The organism is Halohasta litchfieldiae, assembly GCF_002788215.1.
Taxonomy (GTDB): Archaea; Halobacteriota; Halobacteria; order Halobacteriales; family Haloferacaceae; genus Halohasta; species Halohasta litchfieldiae.
On the sequence record NZ_CP024845.1, the window covers coordinates 2005023 to 2019720 of the forward strand.

The window sequence follows — 14698 nt, forward strand, 5'->3', positions numbered from 1 at the left end:
TGCTGGTCGAAGGCCCAGCCCGAACGTCGTCGGGATTCGTTACTCGTCGTCTTCGGCCTCGGCAACCTCGCCGTCGACCACGTCTTGGACCACCACGGCCTCAAGCTCGGCTTCGGAGTTGGCTGCCTCGGGATCGACGTAGCCGGTGACAAACACCGTGTACACGCTGTTCGGTTCGGTCGTTGCATCGATGGTCAACACCGAGTCGACACCGGTGTCGTCTTCTTCCTCGTCCTCTTCGGGCGGTGCCTCTTCGTCTTCAGGTGCTGACTCGTTTTCCTCCTCTTGGAGCAGGCTGATCCCACCGCCACCGTCGGCCGCGAGGCTCGAAAACAGCCCACCGTCGGACTCGTTTTCGGTTTCGTTTCCAGTTCCACCGCCGTTGGCCATGGCGTCTGCCGGAACGACATCGAACTCGTAGTCTCCGGCGGGCAGATCGTAGTAGCCCGCCTCGCCGAAGGCGACGTTTTCGAACACCGTCGTCTGACCGACCATCACGTTGACCGGCGGTGCGTCGGGTGCGGCGTGAACGACCCGAATCCGCGAGTTGTTGATCGACTCCTCCGGCGGGGTGTTCTGATCCCCGTACAGTTCGAGTTGGAAACCAGTCGTGGTCGAAACACCGCTTCCGCCGCCGCCCGACTCATCGGGCGTTGGGAGAGCCACTGCGGTCATGTTCCCGGACGGAACCGATACCTGTTCGTCGTAGATCGTCAGCGCCTGTGAGCCCGCGGGCGTGACACGGATCTGGTGATCTCCCGCACCGAGCGGGACGTATCCCGTGACCTCCGTATACTCGAGATCGCCGATGACCGGCTCTTCGCTGCCGTCGACGTAGACGTCGACTGCCGGAAAGTCCGGGATCATGTGGGCGACCCGTATCAGATCCTCACCGGTTCCCGACTGTGCTTCGTCGTCCTGCGGTTCTTCGTCCTCCGATTCCTGTGGTTCGTCTGTCGGTTCCTCTTCTTGCCCTGATTCGTTCGCAGGCTCGTCTCCCGTCTCACTGCCGCCTTGGTCGTCTTCTTGGGCCTCACCCGCACAGCCCGCGAGGCTTCCAACGACCGCGACACCGCCAGCTACCTTGAGAAATTTCCTGCGTCGTGAGTCATTCATAGCAACAACCTACGCTTGTACTCACATACATGTTAATGTTTTTTCAATTATAGCGATAGTCAACTGATACTCTAACAAGATGTAGACTAATTTAGATAATACAACAGATATCGGACAGTAAATGTGCCTTAATTGGCTTGATAACTCACTCAAAAGCCAATTTTGGGTGTCTGAAAAAATATATCTGAACTGCCAGTTAGGATAACATGGTAACTATACTTTATGCAGAGTGCATGTAAACATAACTTCTCTGTCACAGTATCTGCTGTGTTTGTGCGGCTGTTTATACCGTTCTCGATCAGGTTTCATCCAACTGTTTTTGCCACTGTTGGACTTTCGTCATCAGTTCGACGGGTGGCGTTTCGTTGATATCGGTCGACTCGATGGCTGCAAGCACCTCCTGTGCGGCAGGATCGACCGACTCCGGCTCGGTGGCTGCTGACTCCGAGTGGGTAGCCGCGCGTGTCGAGGCTGTGGTCTCTGCGGACTCCCGCCGGTCGGTCTCGGCTGTGGCCGCACCGCTGGCAGTGGCGGCGCCGTTGGTCTCGGAGGTTTGGAACTCTCCGGCACTGAGATCGAACACTGCCTGTTTGGCCTCGCCACCGCTGGCGGCTCCTTTCGCCTCAATCGCTTTCTCCTCGCGGAGTTTCGTCAACACGTTCCGCGCCCGGTCGACGACCGGCATCGGCACGCCGGCCAGATCGGCGACGTGAATCCCATATGATCTATCTGTCGCCCCCTCTTGGACCGTTCGCAGAAACGTAATCTCGCCGTCCCGCTCGTCGGCCGCAACGTGGACGTTCCCAACCCGATCCAGATGCGATGCCAGCGCCGTCAACTCGTGGTAGTGGGTCGCAAACAGGCAGTGACAGCCGATCTGGTTGTGAATGTATTCGGTGGCCGCCCACGCAATCGAGATCCCGTCGTAGGTGGCGGTCCCCCGACCCACCTCGTCGAGAATCACCAGCGAGTCTTGGGTCGCTGAATGGAGAATGTTCGATAATTCCTGCATCTCGACCATGAACGTAGAGCGACCCTGCGCGAGTTCGTCCAGTGCGCCCACACGCGTGTAAATTCCGTCGACGATGCCGACGGTCGTCGACCGGGCAGGGACGAAACTCCCGACCTGTGCCAGCAGCGTGATCAGCGCGGACTGCCGCATGTAGGTCGACTTCCCGCTCATGTTTGGCCCGGTGACGATCAGAAACCCGCGCTTGTCGTCGAGTGTGAGATCATTTGGTACGAACTCGGTGGCCTGTTCGACGACCGGGTGGCGTCCGGCTTCGATATCGAGCGTTCCTGCTGTCGTTAGTTCGGGTCGACACCAGCTGTTGGCCGCGGCGTGGCTCGCCAGCGAACACAGCACGTCGACCTCCGCCAGCGCCCGCCCGACATCCTGCAGGAGTGCCGACTGCTCGGCGACCTGATCCCGAAGCTCCGCGAACCGTTCGTACTCCAGTTCCCCGCGGGACTCTTCGAGCCGGAGGATTTCGCGCTCCCGCTCGGCGAGTTCGTCGGTGACGAACCGTTTGGAGTTTTTGAGTGTCTTAATGTGCTGGAAAGAGTCGGGCACCGAATCCGCTTGGGATTTGCCGACTTGAATGTAGTAGCCATCCGTCTTGTTCCGGTCGACGGTCACATGCGAGAGGCCGTACTGGCGTTTGATCCGGTCGGCGAGTCCATCGAGCCACTCGTTTGCCTCCTCGTGGCGCTCGATGAGGTCGTCGAGTTCGTCATCGAACCCGTATTTAAATAGGCCGCCCTGAGTGACGGTTTTCGGTGGATCGTCGGCGAGTGCCTCCGCGAGCGTCTCGCGGAGCTCGGCGGCGGCCGCCCGATCCGGTTTGTCGATCACCGTCGACAGCGGCGAGTCGGCCAGTTGGCCACCCGCGATCTCGTCGGCCAGCGTTGGCAGTAGTTCGAGGGTGTCCCGCACTGCCAGCAGATCCCGGGCGTCGGCGCTCCCGCTGGCGGCCTGACTGGCCAGCCGTTCGAGATCGTAGGCTCCGTCTAACGTCTCTCGGAGGCGCTCACGTGGCAGGGCGGCCGATGTGAGGGTTTCCACACAGTCGAGTCGACGCCCGAGCTCACTCGCGTCCTGTCGGGGGCGCGTTAGCCACTCTCTAAGCAGTCGACCGCCGGGGCTGGTTTCGGTATGGTCGATGGTGTCGAGCAGCGAGCCACCTTTGTCCCCGTGCATCGTCTCGACGAGTTCGAGGTTGCGCTGTGTGGTGGCATCGAGCGTGAGGTGGTCGTCGGCCGTGTACAGTTGGAGTCGACTCATCGACTGCCGAACCCCGACGCCGGTCTCTTCAACATACGAGAGCACTGCACCCGCCGCACGAACCGCGAGTTCGGAATCAAGACCGATGCTGTCGACCGTTTCGCTGCCGAACTGGTCTCTGACCGTGTGGGCACTCCGACCGGGCGCGAAGGCGTCGGTATCGAACAGTGCCAGTGAGGCGTCGCTTCGCTCTCGGAGTTGTCGAGAAAAGTCGTCGTCAGTTCGCACGTCGGGTCCGGGCAGCACCTCAGCGGGATCGAACCGATACAGTTCGGCGTGGGCGTCGGCCGCGGTGTCGACTTCGGTGACGAGGAACTGGCCCGTGGTGATGTCGGCAAACGCCAATCCATAGGGACCTTCGTTTCCGTCTGCTCGGACGACCGCAGCGAGATACTGGGCCTCGGCATCGGTGGTTTCGATGAGCGTCCCCGGAGTTATGAGCCGCGTAATCTCGCGGTAGTGGTCGCCGTTGTCGTCCTGAAACTGGTCGGCCACGGCAACCCGGTAGCCGCGTTCGACGAGCGCCTTCATATACGGCGTCAGCTCCGAGAGCGGGATTCCGGCCATCGGATACGATGAGCCATGCGAGGATTTCTGCGAGACGGTAAGATCGAGTTCGTCGCTGACGGTTTCGGCATCATCCGCGAAAAACTCGTAGAAATCGCCACACTGCATCGCCAACAGATCGGCGTCGCTGTCGGCTTTGATCGAGAGAAACTCCTCGACGATTCCCTGTGACATACTTCCTGTGAGTCCGTCTCCGGCTAAAGCCCTACGGGTCGACCCGCCGATGGAGAGGTCGTGATAGAACCATTCACACGGAACCGGGTTCGCTTCGAGATGTCGATAGCTGAGCCGTGTCTATTCATGATGTCGGACGCGATAGTATGCGCAAATAGAACAAACACACCTCGTTCTCGACGTGGGTCAGCTGCATCAAATGTGATGCAAAGATTTTTCACGAAAGTCCACCACACTATCTAGGTATGAAGCATACCGTCGATAAAACTAGAGAATACCGTGTTTTAAACGGGATGAACGGGAAAAACGCAATTAGCATGTTAGCCCCGTCGGCCAACCGTGTCTTCCAGGTCGTCGAGTACGAAGACAGCAGTCTCCGCGACGAGCTGGCGAGCCTCGATCCCGGCAAGTTGGTGCAACTCGATCTGACACGCATTCGGAGCCGAGCGAACGTCTGGAAAGCCAGTTGGCCCGACAGCGGCCAGTCACTGTCCGACTAATCATATGGGATCCGGTCGTCTCTCAAAACCTACTACAGACGTTCTGTCTTGCAGTTTGTTTCTGCGGACTATCGGGAAGGCCAGTTCCCCACGACGTACCCAGTCTTCGCAGTAGTCAGACAACTGATATAGAATAGATCGCTTCTGTACACGCGCTACCGAGGCTCTGATCGAACCGCTTACGGCGCGTAGTAGTACTCGCCCTGCCGCTTTTGAGTCGAGTCCTTCTGGCTGCCGGGTTTGTTGATCCGCGGTCGACCTGTTCGCTCGTCGCGCCGGAAGGTGATATCCAAGTCGGCGAGGAAATCGTTCATCCCCGCGCGCATCTCCTGTGGCAGCTTGGCGTGACCATGTTGGGCGGGTTCGCCGTCGAAGACCATCAAGCGATCCGCGAGCAGATCGATCATGTAGATGTCGTGGTCGATCACGAGCACGGTCGCGTCGTGGTTTTCGGCGTAGCGTCGGATCGCGGTCGTCGCCTGCACTCGCTGTTCGACGTCGAGGTGTGCCGAGGGCTCGTCGAGCACGTAGAGATCCGACTCGTCGGAGAGACAGGCCGCAATCGCCACGCGCTGGCGTTCGCCACCCGAGAGATCGGTTAGCTGTTGTTCCATGATCCGCTCCAACTGGAGCGGCTGGGCGACTTCGGTGTTCCAGTAGGAGGTCCCGAACTTGTCGGTGATCGACGAGAGGAAGCTGTCGACGCGCATTGGCTGGTCGATCTCGACGTACTGCGGTTTGTACGAAATATCGAGTTCGAAATCGAGACTTCCCTCGTCGGGTTCGACCGAGCCAGCAAACATCTTTGCGAGCGTCGACTTCCCGATTCCGTTCGGGCCGACGATCCCGAGGACTTCGCCCTCGTAGATCGTCCCACTGTCGACGTCGAGCGAGAACTCGCCCTCACCATAGGATTTCTTCAGGTCGGGGTACTCGACAAGGGGCATTCCCTTCGTCGTCGCCCGTGGGGCGTGTTCCTCGAAGGTGATCTTTTCTGGCCTGATCCGCATATTCTCGTTGGTAAGGTAGCCTTCGAGATACTCGTTGATCCCCTTTCGGACCGACTTGGGCGGCGTGATCACACCGAACGCGCCGGGCTCACCGTAGCCGACGTGGATCGAGTCCGCAAGGAGGTCCAAGATCGCAAGGTCGTGTTCGACCACGAGCATCGAGCGGTCGGCCTCCTCGTCCTCGGCCAACTCTCGAATGAGCCGTGCCGCGACCATTCGCTGGCCAACGTCGAGGTAGGGTGTGATCTCGTCGAGGAAGTAGAAATCCGCATCCCGTGCGAGGGTTGCCGCAATCGCCACGCGCTGGAGTTCGCCACCCGAAATCGAGTCGATGGGCTGGTCCATCACGGGACGGATGCTGAGCCGGTCGACCAGATAGTCCAACTCGCCTCGCTCGTCGGTTGCTTCGAGCAGTTCCCGAGTCTTGCCGTCGAACTGTTTGGGAATTTGGTCGACGTACTGCGGCTTACGGGCGATTTCGATCTCGCCGTCGATCAGCCGATTGATGAACTGCTGGAGTTCCGAGCCACGGTAGCGGTCCAATACCGCATCCCAACTCGGCTCGTCGTCGTAGTCGCCGAGGTTTGGGATCATTTCACCCGCGAGTCCGTTGACTGCGGTCGACTTCCCGATCCCGTTCGGTCCCAGAATACCGGTTACCTTGCCGGGTTCGGGAACCGGCAGCCCATAGAGGGCGAATGCGTTTTCATTGTAGCGGTGGGTCGGCTCCTCGGTGAGTTCCTGCGGGAGGTTGATGATCTCGATGGCGTCGAAGGGACACTTCTCGACACAGATCCCACAGGTTTCGCCCAGACAGATCTCTTCGGAGATGCGGATCTGGTCGGGGTCGCCGACTTCAGTGTCCTCGCCGCGGACGGTGATGCACTCTTTGCCCGTTCGGTTCGGTGGACAGAAGTTGGCACACTCGTAGTTACAGCGGTCCGGCTGACAGCGGTCGAGGTCGACGACCGCGATGCTGTCATCGGCCATTAGAACGTCACCGCCTCACTCAGCAGGACGGCGTACGTGATGAACCAGAGACAGAACGTGATAAAGGAGACAAACAGGTTGTCCTTGATGCCGAACTCGCTGATGTCGACGCCGATCAGTTTGAGGATCGGGAACTGAACGAAGATCGCGATGCCCATGATGAGGACCGCTTGAATGTTGCCCGCCGCCTCGGGTGTCGTGCCGACGACGACCGCCGAGGCCACTGCTGCGAGAATCCCCGCAAGACAGGCAATCGTCGTGACGGTCACTCCGCGCATGTGGTCGGAGAAACCGGATGCCGATTCTGTAGCCATACGCGCAGTTCGGCATCAGTAATGAAAAGGAGTTCGCTTGCCACCGCTCGGTTTCGACCCTCCCGGCAGGGTTTGTCCGTCATCAAACTTTATGCCAGTGTGCTGTTTCAGTAGGGGTAATGGCAGGAACAGACCAAGAGAGCCTCGACGATCTGCCACCGAGCGCCAAACTGGTTTTCAAGGTACTCGAATACAACGGGACGCTCACACAGAAGGGGATCGTCGAGGAGTCGATGCTCTCGGCTCGGACGGTGCGCTATGCACTCGAACGCCTCGAAACAATCGGCGTGGTCGACGAGGATGTCTACTTTGCGGACGCACGACAGAACATCTACGAACTCACTCCGGAAGCCGACAACGCACTCGAAAACAGCGAGCTCCCCAACGCCGACTGACTCAGTTTTCTGTGGCGAGCTGGGCTGCTCGAACACCCGTCAACACGAGTGTCACGAGTAGTGTGGTCGACACCGCAAAGACGACCGCCAACATGAAAAACCAGCCTTCGGGACCGAGCACTGGATACTCGCGGGTCGTGACTACTGGCCCGAACAGTTCGAACACCCGAACCGCGTAGGCGACTGCTGCGACACCGACGCCAACAGCAACCCCGACGGTCACGTTTCGTTTCACTGCGAGGGCTTCCACCAACGTCTCCGGCTGGTCTGCTGGGGATTCGTCGCTCACACCTGCCCGTAGCCGCTGAATAACTATATTCACACCGACTTCGACTGCCGTCAGGGTCGACTTTATTGGTAAGCCTCGAACTCCTCCCCGAAGACGAGGAAGTAGCCAGTGCCTACCAGTCCGATAGCGGTCGCAAGTCCAAACGCCAGCAGTGGGCTCTCCGGGAGCAGCTGTCCACTGCCGAATGGGTTCGCGAGTCCACCGTAGATCGCCCCGCCGATGGCCCCGCTGGGAATCACGATCACGTTTCGGAGCAGGTAGTAGGAACCAGTGATCCGGCCGCCAGCACCGGCCTCCGCCGGACCGACGATGAGTGCCTTGTGAGCCGGAAGGCCCGCAAATCGGAGGCCGGAGATCGCAAACAGCACCACCAGAACGCTCGCGCTGGCTGGGGCACTAATAAGCAGGATCGGAAAGATCGCATACACCGCGAAGCCAGTCGCGACAACCGGTTTCAGTCCGACTCGCTCGGCCATCGCCGCCGCGGGGGCCATCACCAGCAGCGCAACCGCCATCTCGATGCCGAGCAGGACGCCGAAAAACGCCTCCGGCGAGAGGTCGATGCCCCCGACGACCGGCAGCGAGGTCGTGACCCCCACACTGAGAAAATCGGTGACGACGATGATGAAAAAGACGTACACCATCCCGTTGGCGAACCGCACCAATGTATCACCGATCAGCAAGGGACGGAGCGTCGACGGCATGGTTCGCAGGTCATCGCGGATCTGGTCGACGCCAGCAAAGGAGCCACCGAACGTGTCATCGCTGGCGTTGTAGAGGAAATGCTGGACAACCGTTGCGACCGCACCGAAGACAACTGCGACCGCCAGCACGTAGCGAAAACTCAGTTCGAACGAGGGGTGGAGCGTGAGCAGGCCAGCCGCCACCACGGGACCGAGCAGAAACGCGCTCCGGCGGAAGGTTTCGGTGCTGGCGAACCCTCGGGCCAGCCGGTCGGGGTCGACGCTCTGTTTGACGATGGCGTAGGTCGCTCCCAGCCCGAATGATTTCCACGCCTGGGCGAGGACCAAGCCGACAAACACCCAGATCCACGGCTGGATCGTGAGTCCCCAAATGGTGACTGTGCCGAACGAAGGAGCGATGAACCAGAGGCCAAAGCCGAGCGTCGAGGCGAGACCGAACACCGTGAGCGCATAGCGGGAGCCGATGCGGTCCGAGACGACGCCGCCGGGATAAGGGTAGACGGCGCTAATCAGGTTACCGAAGGTGCCAAACAGACCGATGATGAACGCGCTCGCGCCGAGGACCTCCAGATAGCGCGGGAGGAATCGCGTGGTCATCTGGAAGCCGAGGCTGAAGGCGAACATCGCCACCGAAAGCACCAGGACGTCGCCCCTGAGTGAGAGAAACTGTCGATACCCCGCCAGTGGACTGGCCTCACGGTCGCTCATTGTCGGAATTTCTGTCGCTTCTCCCAAAACAACTCCGGAGTCATTGGTCGGTTCGTCCATCTGTTCGCCCGGACCGAACTTCTAAAGTCCGATGGGGTCGTCAGTGTGGCCAATGACGATCTCGCTCGGCACTGCGAGCGCGGCTCCCGGCGAGTTCGACGTGGGTCGACTCGACGTCGGCGAAACCCGCGACGGAAGCAGCGTCGGACTCCCGGTGGCAGTGATCAATGGTGCCGAAGACGGTAATCGACTGTATCTTCAGGCAGTCAGCGACGGTGACGAACTCAACGGACTGGGGGTGATCCGCCGGGTGGTCCCCCAGATCGATCCGGCGACGCTCTCGGGGTCGATCCTCGTCGTTGGCATTGTCAACTACTTCGGCTTTCAGGTGGCCGAACACCGCAACCCGATCGACGACCGCAAACTGAACCGGACGTTCCCCGGCGACCCCAACGGCAGTTCCAGCGAACGTATTTCGGCGGCCGTCTTCGATGCCGCCAAAACGGCCGATTTTATTCTGGATCTCCATCAGGGCTCGACCAGTCGGATGATCGACGAGGCTCGGGTTCGGTGTGGTCGACGCCATTCGCTGCACAGCGAGTGTCTCCGTCTGGCCAAGGTCTTCGGCTGCGGACACGTCCTCGACCAGAAAGGTCCCGAGGGACAACTCGCTCGGATCGGCCCCGATGAGGGAGTGCCGACAATCGATCCCGAACTCGGTGGCTCGGTCGGTTTCAGCGAGGAGAGCATCCAGCGTGGTGTCGAGGGCGTGTTCAACGTTCTGCGCTACTACGACTTTCTGGATGGTGAGGTGGCCATCAGTCGACAGACACGGGCCAAACGCTTCGACCAGTATGGCGCACCCGCCGGAGGGATTGTCGACTACCGGGCCGAACTCGGCTCGCGGGTCACCTCGGGCGATACCCTCTTCGAAGTAACCGATCCCTTCGGCCAGATAAAAGCCAGCGTCACCGCCGACAACAACGGGATCTTCTGGCGCTCGCGCCGCCTCCCGCAGGTCGCAGCCGGCGAGTACGTCTGCTCGGTCGGCACCAACGTCGACAGCTACTGACGCTCCGTCCTGCTATCGTTCCGGATGAGTCGGCCCGTCGAACTCACCGCGAACCAGCGGTGTGGCGATATGTCGACGCGCCGCTGGCGGCACCTCGTACCAGCCCAGATCGAGATCACGGTCGACCTCGCGGGCTACTTTGCCCGGAGCCGAGGTACCACAGTCCCGACACCGGTAGCCCTGATTGCGGCCCGCTGATTTCATGCGCCGCCCGCAGTCGGGACACTCCGGGGTGACCTGCTCGGTGCGATTGAGCGTTCGAACAGCGATCTTTTCGAGTTTGATCGTCCCGTCGCTGTACTCTCCACAGACGGTCAGTCGGTCGCCGACACGCAGGTTTCTGACGTAATCGCGGAATCGCTTTGTCGGCTCGAAGGCCACGCAGTCGACTGTTGCTGGCTCCGCTTGATCAGTATCGGCCAGCCGAAAGAACACATGACCGCCCTGTCGGGTCTCCGGCTCGCTGTCGACCACACCGTCGACCCGATAGCCTGCGCCCTCGCGGAGCGAGCTAATCGCTCCGTCGGCGAGATGGCTGTCGGTGCCTTGGTTCGTGAGAAACGTCGCTGTTCTGTCGACGCGTTCGGTACCGTCTGCGGCCGCGATGTCGGCGGCAACCTCCCGGACGGCCGCCGGCTCGTCGCCCCGAATCCCATACAGAATCGGTCCCGGCGCGTTCGGAACACAGACTGTCTCCCCCGTGCCGCGGTCGACAGTGTCCCAGACGGTCGGATACCCCGACTCGGCGGCCGCAAAGACTGCCTCGGTGTCGACTTCACGGGGTGTCCCACACCGGTCGAACTCACGGTACGAAATCGTCTCGTAGGTCCACTCGTCGAACGCCTGCCACGCACCGACCGCCGCCAGCGCGCCGATTCGGCCGCGTCCCTGCACGTCACAGCCAACGCCCGCCCAGCCGCGATGGTGGTAGCCTGCATCGTCGCTCACAGCAATCGCGTCATCGAGCGAGATTCGGTGACGAATCGCTCGCCGGGCGTGGTTGCTGACTGAATCGGGAACTGCCTCGGGACTGCCGGTGGCAACGACGACGCCGGGGCTGGTCCGGCTGTCGACGTCGATAGCCAGTGATTCGAGTTGGTCGCAGGCCAACTCGAAGGCTGTCTCGGCATCGAGATCAGTATGGAGAGCGAGTGCCGCGTTCCCGCGTGTTTTGTGTTTTACGGCGGGATTCAGGCGAACGAGGAGTCGACGCTGAACAGTCCCGCCGGTGGCCTCGATTGCCTCCGCAAGTCGCGTGGCGAGGTAGGTCGTGCACATCCCCTCGCTCCGGGAGTCGGTGTCGTCGAGACCGATCACTGTCATCGCCTCCTGTAGGTGGTTCCCCTGAAAACCAGTTTCGGGTCGGAATGAATATTTAAGTGTGTGGCTCACCGACAGGACAGAATCACGGGACGCAGCCCCGGTCGACTACATGGGGCCGACGTAACACATATATGTCTGAACTCACCTATATCCCGGTATGTCACGGACAGCACTGGTCGGCAACATCACCGCGATGCTGGAGGATGCGGGGTTCCTCGTCAGCGAGCGGTGTTCGGTCCGACCCAAGAGTTTCGACCTTGCGGCCCGCCGCGGCGAGGACCTCGTACTCTTGAAAATCCTCGGCAATATAGACGCCCTGACGGGTGAAACGGGTGCCGAGATGCGGCGGCTGGGCGACTATCTCTCGGCCACTCCAATCGTCATCGGCCTGCGGACCCGCAACGAAGACCTCGAACCTGGCGTCGTTTACTTCCGCCACGGCGTCCCCGTCTTCAACCCCGACACCGCCTACGACCTGTTCATTGAGGAGGTCCCGCCGCTAATCTACGCCGCGCCGGGCGGCCTCTATGTCAGCATTGACGGCGACCTGCTGGCCGACGAGCGCGAAGAGCGAGGATGGAGTCTGGGTCGACTGGCGACCGAACTCGGTGTCTCCCGCCGGACGGTTTCAAAATATGAAGACGGGATGAACGCCTCCATCGAGGTGGCCATTCAGCTCGAAGAGCTGTTCAACGAGCCATTTTCCAACCCCGTCTCGGTGTTCGAGGGGGCCGAAGACGTGCGGGATGCCGACCCGATTCCGGAGGGGCCGGCGGTCGACCCCGACGACGAGCAGGTTTTGTCGACGCTCACCAACGCCGGCTTCGACGTCCACCCGACCAACCGCTCGCCGTTTAAGGCGATCAGCGAGGACAGCGGTGGCCGCGAACGAGCCGTGCTGACCGGTCATTCGCCGTTCACCCCGAGTGCCGAAAAACGCGCGCGGCTGATGAGTTCGATTGGCCGTGTCACTGAGACACGGTCGATCTACTTCACTACTGATACAGTCAAACGAGAGTCGGTCGACGGCACTGCTATCGTCTCCTGTGAAGAGTTGGCGTCGATTGATGATCCGGATCGTATCCGCGAGCGGGCCGCCGAGCCGGAAGCCTAGTTAAGCGTAGTGTTGTTCGAGATGCGCGACGATGTCGTCGCTTTCGGGCATCCCGTCGACGCCGTTGTCTTCGTCGATGAGGACTGGAACGCCAGCTTGGCCGCTTACTTCTTGGACTTCGGTGCGCTCGCTTCGCGAACTCGGGACGTTGCGTGACTCGTAGTCGAGGCCGAGTTCATCGAGTTTGCTTGTGACTTTCGCACAGAACGGACAGCCGGGCAGTTCGTAGAGGATGAGATTTGACATCACCTATTGTAGGGTCGCTGTATAAAAGAAACCCGTGATCCTGTGCCTTCGGGTCGCACAACCGCCCTCGTGGCATCTCTCCGCTCAGTCGAACGTCGACAGCGCCCCAACCGGGGCATCGGTCAGCTCTCGTGCTCGCGACATCCCTTGATCGCCGACCGCGATGAGCGCGAAGACGCCCGCGACGGGAGCCTCAGCCTGCCGGGCGATATCCAAGAGGAGTTCTTGGGTCTCGCCGGATCGAATGAGGTCGTCGACAATCAGCACCGACTCGCCTGCCGACAGCGCGCAGGCCGGCAGATAGTAGGTCAACTCGATGCCGGAGGCGAGCCGCTGTCGGGATTCGATGAACTCCTCGACGGCGGTCTCCTTGGATTTCTTGGCGTAGGCCAGTTTGGCATCGAAGTAGGAGGCCATCGCCGCGCCGATGGTAATACCGTCAGTGGCCGCCGTCAGCACCACGTCGGGTCGCTGGAAGCCGAAGCTGTTGGCGGCGACTGGGGCGACCAAGTCGAGGAACGACTGGTCGAAGACGACCGAGGAGTTGTCGACGTACCCCTCGTCGTCGAAACTCACTCTGGCTTTGAGTTCGTCGGCCAGTGCCTTCCGACCAATCCCGTCGACGACCTCCCGAGCGCGTTCCGTGCCGGGAAGTACGTGACCGTTGACATACCGGTTGAGATCGCCCGCCGGAAGCCCCGTAACCGCCGAGAGCTCCTCGTAGGTCCGGGTCTCTTTGAGCATCCGGAGGACCGCCACGGCCTGCAGTTGGAGGGCGGCCTTCTCTGATCTGTTCATACCCCGATACTCACTGTTGTGCAAGTATGAATATGTCGATACTCAAACGAGCCAATATACGCATCTACGTGAATAAACATCTCTTTTCCTGACAGCTAATATACACTTCTCTCTGTTAGATGGTCGACCGGCGTGTGTGTAGCTGTCTCCGATCAGGAGATCGCCGTTCAGACTCCGTAGCTGGTTCCTACTGCCAGTAGGTGGTCGCTACTGCTGGCGAACGCTCCGCCAGCTACCGCTCGCGGACGACGACGAACTCCGCGAGGTCGCGGAGATAGGCTTTGGCATCGGTATCGTCTACGTCGGCACTGTCGAGGGCCGCAAGCGCGAGTTCGGACTGCTCGCGGGCACGAGCGTCGCCCTCCTCGGGGGTGAGGTCGGTTACCTGTACCAGCGAGGGGCGATCCATCACTTCGTCCTGTCCGGCTGGCTTGCCGAGGTCCTCGCCGTCGGCGGTGGCATCCAGCACGTCGTCACGGATCTGGAAGGCAACCCCGACGCGTTCGGCGTACTCGCCGAAGGCTTCGACCGTCGACGCGTCGGCCCCGCCAGCGACCGCGCCGAGTTCGGCGGCCGCACGGAACAGCGCGCCGGTTTTCCGGCGGGCGAGTGTCATGTACTCGTCTTCGGTGGTTGGTCGGTCGACCAGTTCGGTCGCTTCGCCCTCGCCGAGTTCGACCATCGATTCGGCGACGATCCGGGTCGCCCGCTCGTTGCCCAAAAAGAGGCCGAAGGCTTCGCCGAGCAGGCCGTCGCTGGCGATGATCGCGGGGCCGTAGCCGTAGGCTGACCACGCGCTGGGGGTGCCGCGGCGGACCTCCGAGCGGTCGATGATGTCGTCGATCACCAGCGAGGCGTTGTGGACGAGTTCGATCCCGGCCGCGAAGTCGACTGCCTGTTCGGGGTCGCCGCCGAGGGCCTCACAAACCAGCAGGGTGACCGCAGGGCGGACACGTTTGCCACCCGCGAGCACGACGCCGTCGAGTTGGTCGGCCAGCTCGTCGGGATCGGTTGCGTCGATCACCGATTCGAGTCGACTGTTGACCAGTCCGACCCGACGCTCCAGATACTCCATCGAATCGGGATACGAACTC

14 protein-coding genes are annotated in these 14698 nt (G+C 61.0%); 4 read left to right on the forward strand and 10 right to left on the reverse strand.

All coding sequences use genetic code 11. The annotated features are described in order from the left end of the window. Window positions 1-39: 39 nt before the first annotated feature. Together HALTADL_RS10185 and mutS are read right to left on the reverse strand one after the other, a co-directional pair. Window positions 40-1116, reverse strand: a complete 1077-nt coding sequence (locus HALTADL_RS10185; protein ID WP_089671853.1) for a DUF4397 domain-containing protein — start codon at window positions 1114-1116, stop codon at window positions 40-42. A 298-nt stretch (window positions 1117-1414) separates the two neighbouring features. Beyond that, complete coding sequence (mutS, locus tag HALTADL_RS10190; RefSeq protein WP_089671855.1) at window positions 1415-4141, reverse strand: DNA mismatch repair protein MutS; 2727 nt, start codon at window positions 4139-4141, stop codon at window positions 1415-1417. A 317-nt stretch (window positions 4142-4458) separates the two neighbouring features. Between mutS and HALTADL_RS10195 the strand changes: the two genes are divergently transcribed. Then, the gene (locus tag HALTADL_RS10195) at window positions 4459-4641 is read left to right on the forward strand and encodes a hypothetical protein (protein ID WP_162551711.1); all 183 of its coding nucleotides are present in this window, start codon (window positions 4459-4461) and stop codon (window positions 4639-4641) included. Window positions 4642-4820: 179 nt separating this feature from the next. On the opposite strand, the gene HALTADL_RS10200 is transcribed toward HALTADL_RS10195, so the two are convergent. Both HALTADL_RS10200 and HALTADL_RS10205 read right to left on the reverse strand, forming a co-directional pair. Beyond that, entirely contained in the window at window positions 4821-6641 is a 1821-nt protein-coding gene (locus HALTADL_RS10200) for a ribosome biogenesis/translation initiation ATPase RLI (protein ID WP_089671859.1), read from the reverse strand. Further along, window positions 6641-6955 carry an EMC6-like membrane protein gene (locus HALTADL_RS10205; RefSeq protein WP_089671861.1) on the reverse strand — a complete coding sequence of 105 codons (315 nt, stop codon included), beginning with the start codon at window positions 6953-6955 and terminating at the stop codon, window positions 6641-6643. Before HALTADL_RS10205 ends, HALTADL_RS10200 begins: the two co-directional genes overlap by 1 nt. 119 nt (window positions 6956-7074) lie before the next feature. Here HALTADL_RS10205 and HALTADL_RS10210 point away from each other — a divergent pair, with 119 nt between their 5' ends. Then, window positions 7075-7350 (forward strand): MarR family transcriptional regulator, encoded by a 276-nt coding sequence (locus HALTADL_RS10210; RefSeq protein WP_089671863.1) that lies wholly within the window; start codon window positions 7075-7077, stop codon window positions 7348-7350. Window position 7351: 1 nt separating this feature from the next. Here HALTADL_RS10210 and HALTADL_RS10215 read toward each other — a convergent pair whose 3' ends face one another. Beyond that, window positions 7352-7666, reverse strand: coding sequence for a DUF7536 family protein (locus tag HALTADL_RS10215; RefSeq protein ID WP_394327352.1), 315 nt, complete (start codon window positions 7664-7666; stop codon window positions 7352-7354). A 35-nt stretch (window positions 7667-7701) separates the two neighbouring features. Then, complete coding sequence (locus HALTADL_RS10220; protein WP_089672022.1) at window positions 7702-9051, reverse strand: MFS transporter; 1350 nt, start codon at window positions 9049-9051, stop codon at window positions 7702-7704. 112 nt (window positions 9052-9163) lie between these two features. Here HALTADL_RS10220 and HALTADL_RS10225 point away from each other — a divergent pair, with 112 nt between their 5' ends. Then, window positions 9164-10123, forward strand: a complete 960-nt coding sequence (locus tag HALTADL_RS10225; RefSeq protein WP_089671868.1) for a succinylglutamate desuccinylase/aspartoacylase family protein — start codon at window positions 9164-9166, stop codon at window positions 10121-10123. Window positions 10124-10135: 12 nt separating this feature from the next. Here the strand turns inward: HALTADL_RS10225 and HALTADL_RS10230 are convergent, their stop codons facing one another. Next, a complete protein-coding gene (locus HALTADL_RS10230; protein WP_089671870.1) occupies window positions 10136-11446 on the reverse strand; it encodes a tRNA(Ile)(2)-agmatinylcytidine synthase in 1311 nt (436 codons plus the stop codon). 157 nt (window positions 11447-11603) lie between these two features. Here HALTADL_RS10230 and HALTADL_RS10235 point away from each other — a divergent pair, with 157 nt between their 5' ends. Next, window positions 11604-12560 (forward strand): transcriptional regulator, encoded by a 957-nt coding sequence (locus HALTADL_RS10235; protein WP_100190885.1) that lies wholly within the window; start codon window positions 11604-11606, stop codon window positions 12558-12560. On the opposite strand, the gene HALTADL_RS10240 is transcribed toward HALTADL_RS10235, so the two are convergent. From HALTADL_RS10240 to HALTADL_RS10250, 3 genes are all read right to left on the reverse strand, one after another. Beyond that, complete coding sequence (locus HALTADL_RS10240; protein ID WP_089671874.1) at window positions 12561-12806, reverse strand: glutathione S-transferase N-terminal domain-containing protein; 246 nt, start codon at window positions 12804-12806, stop codon at window positions 12561-12563. Between the two features lie 84 nt (window positions 12807-12890). After that, window positions 12891-13604 (reverse strand): phosphoribosyltransferase family protein, encoded by a 714-nt coding sequence (locus tag HALTADL_RS10245; protein ID WP_089671876.1) that lies wholly within the window; start codon window positions 13602-13604, stop codon window positions 12891-12893. 232 nt (window positions 13605-13836) lie between these two features. After that, on the reverse strand, window positions 13837-14679 hold the full coding sequence (locus tag HALTADL_RS10250; protein ID WP_089671877.1) for a polyprenyl synthetase family protein: 843 nt from the start codon (window positions 14677-14679) through the stop codon (window positions 13837-13839). Window positions 14680-14698: the final 19 nt, after the last annotated feature.

What these genes read in the sequence shown, in the direction of transcription:
- HALTADL_RS10185 (WP_089671853.1), bottom strand. Translation starts at nt 1,116, where the DNA reads ATGAATGACTCACGACGCAGGAAATTTCTCAAGGTAGCTGGCGGTGTC.
- HALTADL_RS10250 (WP_089671877.1), bottom strand. Translation starts at nt 14,679, where the DNA reads ATGGAGTATCTGGAGCGTCGGGTCGGACTGGTCAACAGTCGACTCGAA.
- HALTADL_RS10220 (WP_089672022.1), bottom strand. Translation starts at nt 9,051, where the DNA reads ATGAGCGACCGTGAGGCCAGTCCACTGGCGGGGTATCGACAGTTTCTC.
- mutS (WP_089671855.1), bottom strand. Translation starts at nt 4,141, where the DNA reads ATGTCACAGGGAATCGTCGAGGAGTTTCTCTCGATCAAAGCCGACAGC.
- HALTADL_RS10200 (WP_089671859.1), bottom strand. Translation starts at nt 6,641, where the DNA reads ATGGCCGATGACAGCATCGCGGTCGTCGACCTCGACCGCTGTCAGCCG.
- HALTADL_RS10205 (WP_089671861.1), bottom strand. Translation starts at nt 6,955, where the DNA reads ATGGCTACAGAATCGGCATCCGGTTTCTCCGACCACATGCGCGGAGTG.
- HALTADL_RS10235 (WP_100190885.1), top strand. Translation starts at nt 11,604, where the DNA reads ATGTCACGGACAGCACTGGTCGGCAACATCACCGCGATGCTGGAGGAT.
- HALTADL_RS10210 (WP_089671863.1), top strand. Translation starts at nt 7,075, where the DNA reads ATGGCAGGAACAGACCAAGAGAGCCTCGACGATCTGCCACCGAGCGCC.
- HALTADL_RS10230 (WP_089671870.1), bottom strand. Translation starts at nt 11,446, where the DNA reads ATGACAGTGATCGGTCTCGACGACACCGACTCCCGGAGCGAGGGGATG.
- HALTADL_RS10245 (WP_089671876.1), bottom strand. Translation starts at nt 13,604, where the DNA reads ATGAACAGATCAGAGAAGGCCGCCCTCCAACTGCAGGCCGTGGCGGTC.
- HALTADL_RS10240 (WP_089671874.1), bottom strand. Translation starts at nt 12,806, where the DNA reads ATGTCAAATCTCATCCTCTACGAACTGCCCGGCTGTCCGTTCTGTGCG.
- HALTADL_RS10195 (WP_162551711.1), top strand. Translation starts at nt 4,459, where the DNA reads ATGTTAGCCCCGTCGGCCAACCGTGTCTTCCAGGTCGTCGAGTACGAA.
- HALTADL_RS10225 (WP_089671868.1), top strand. Translation starts at nt 9,164, where the DNA reads ATGACGATCTCGCTCGGCACTGCGAGCGCGGCTCCCGGCGAGTTCGAC.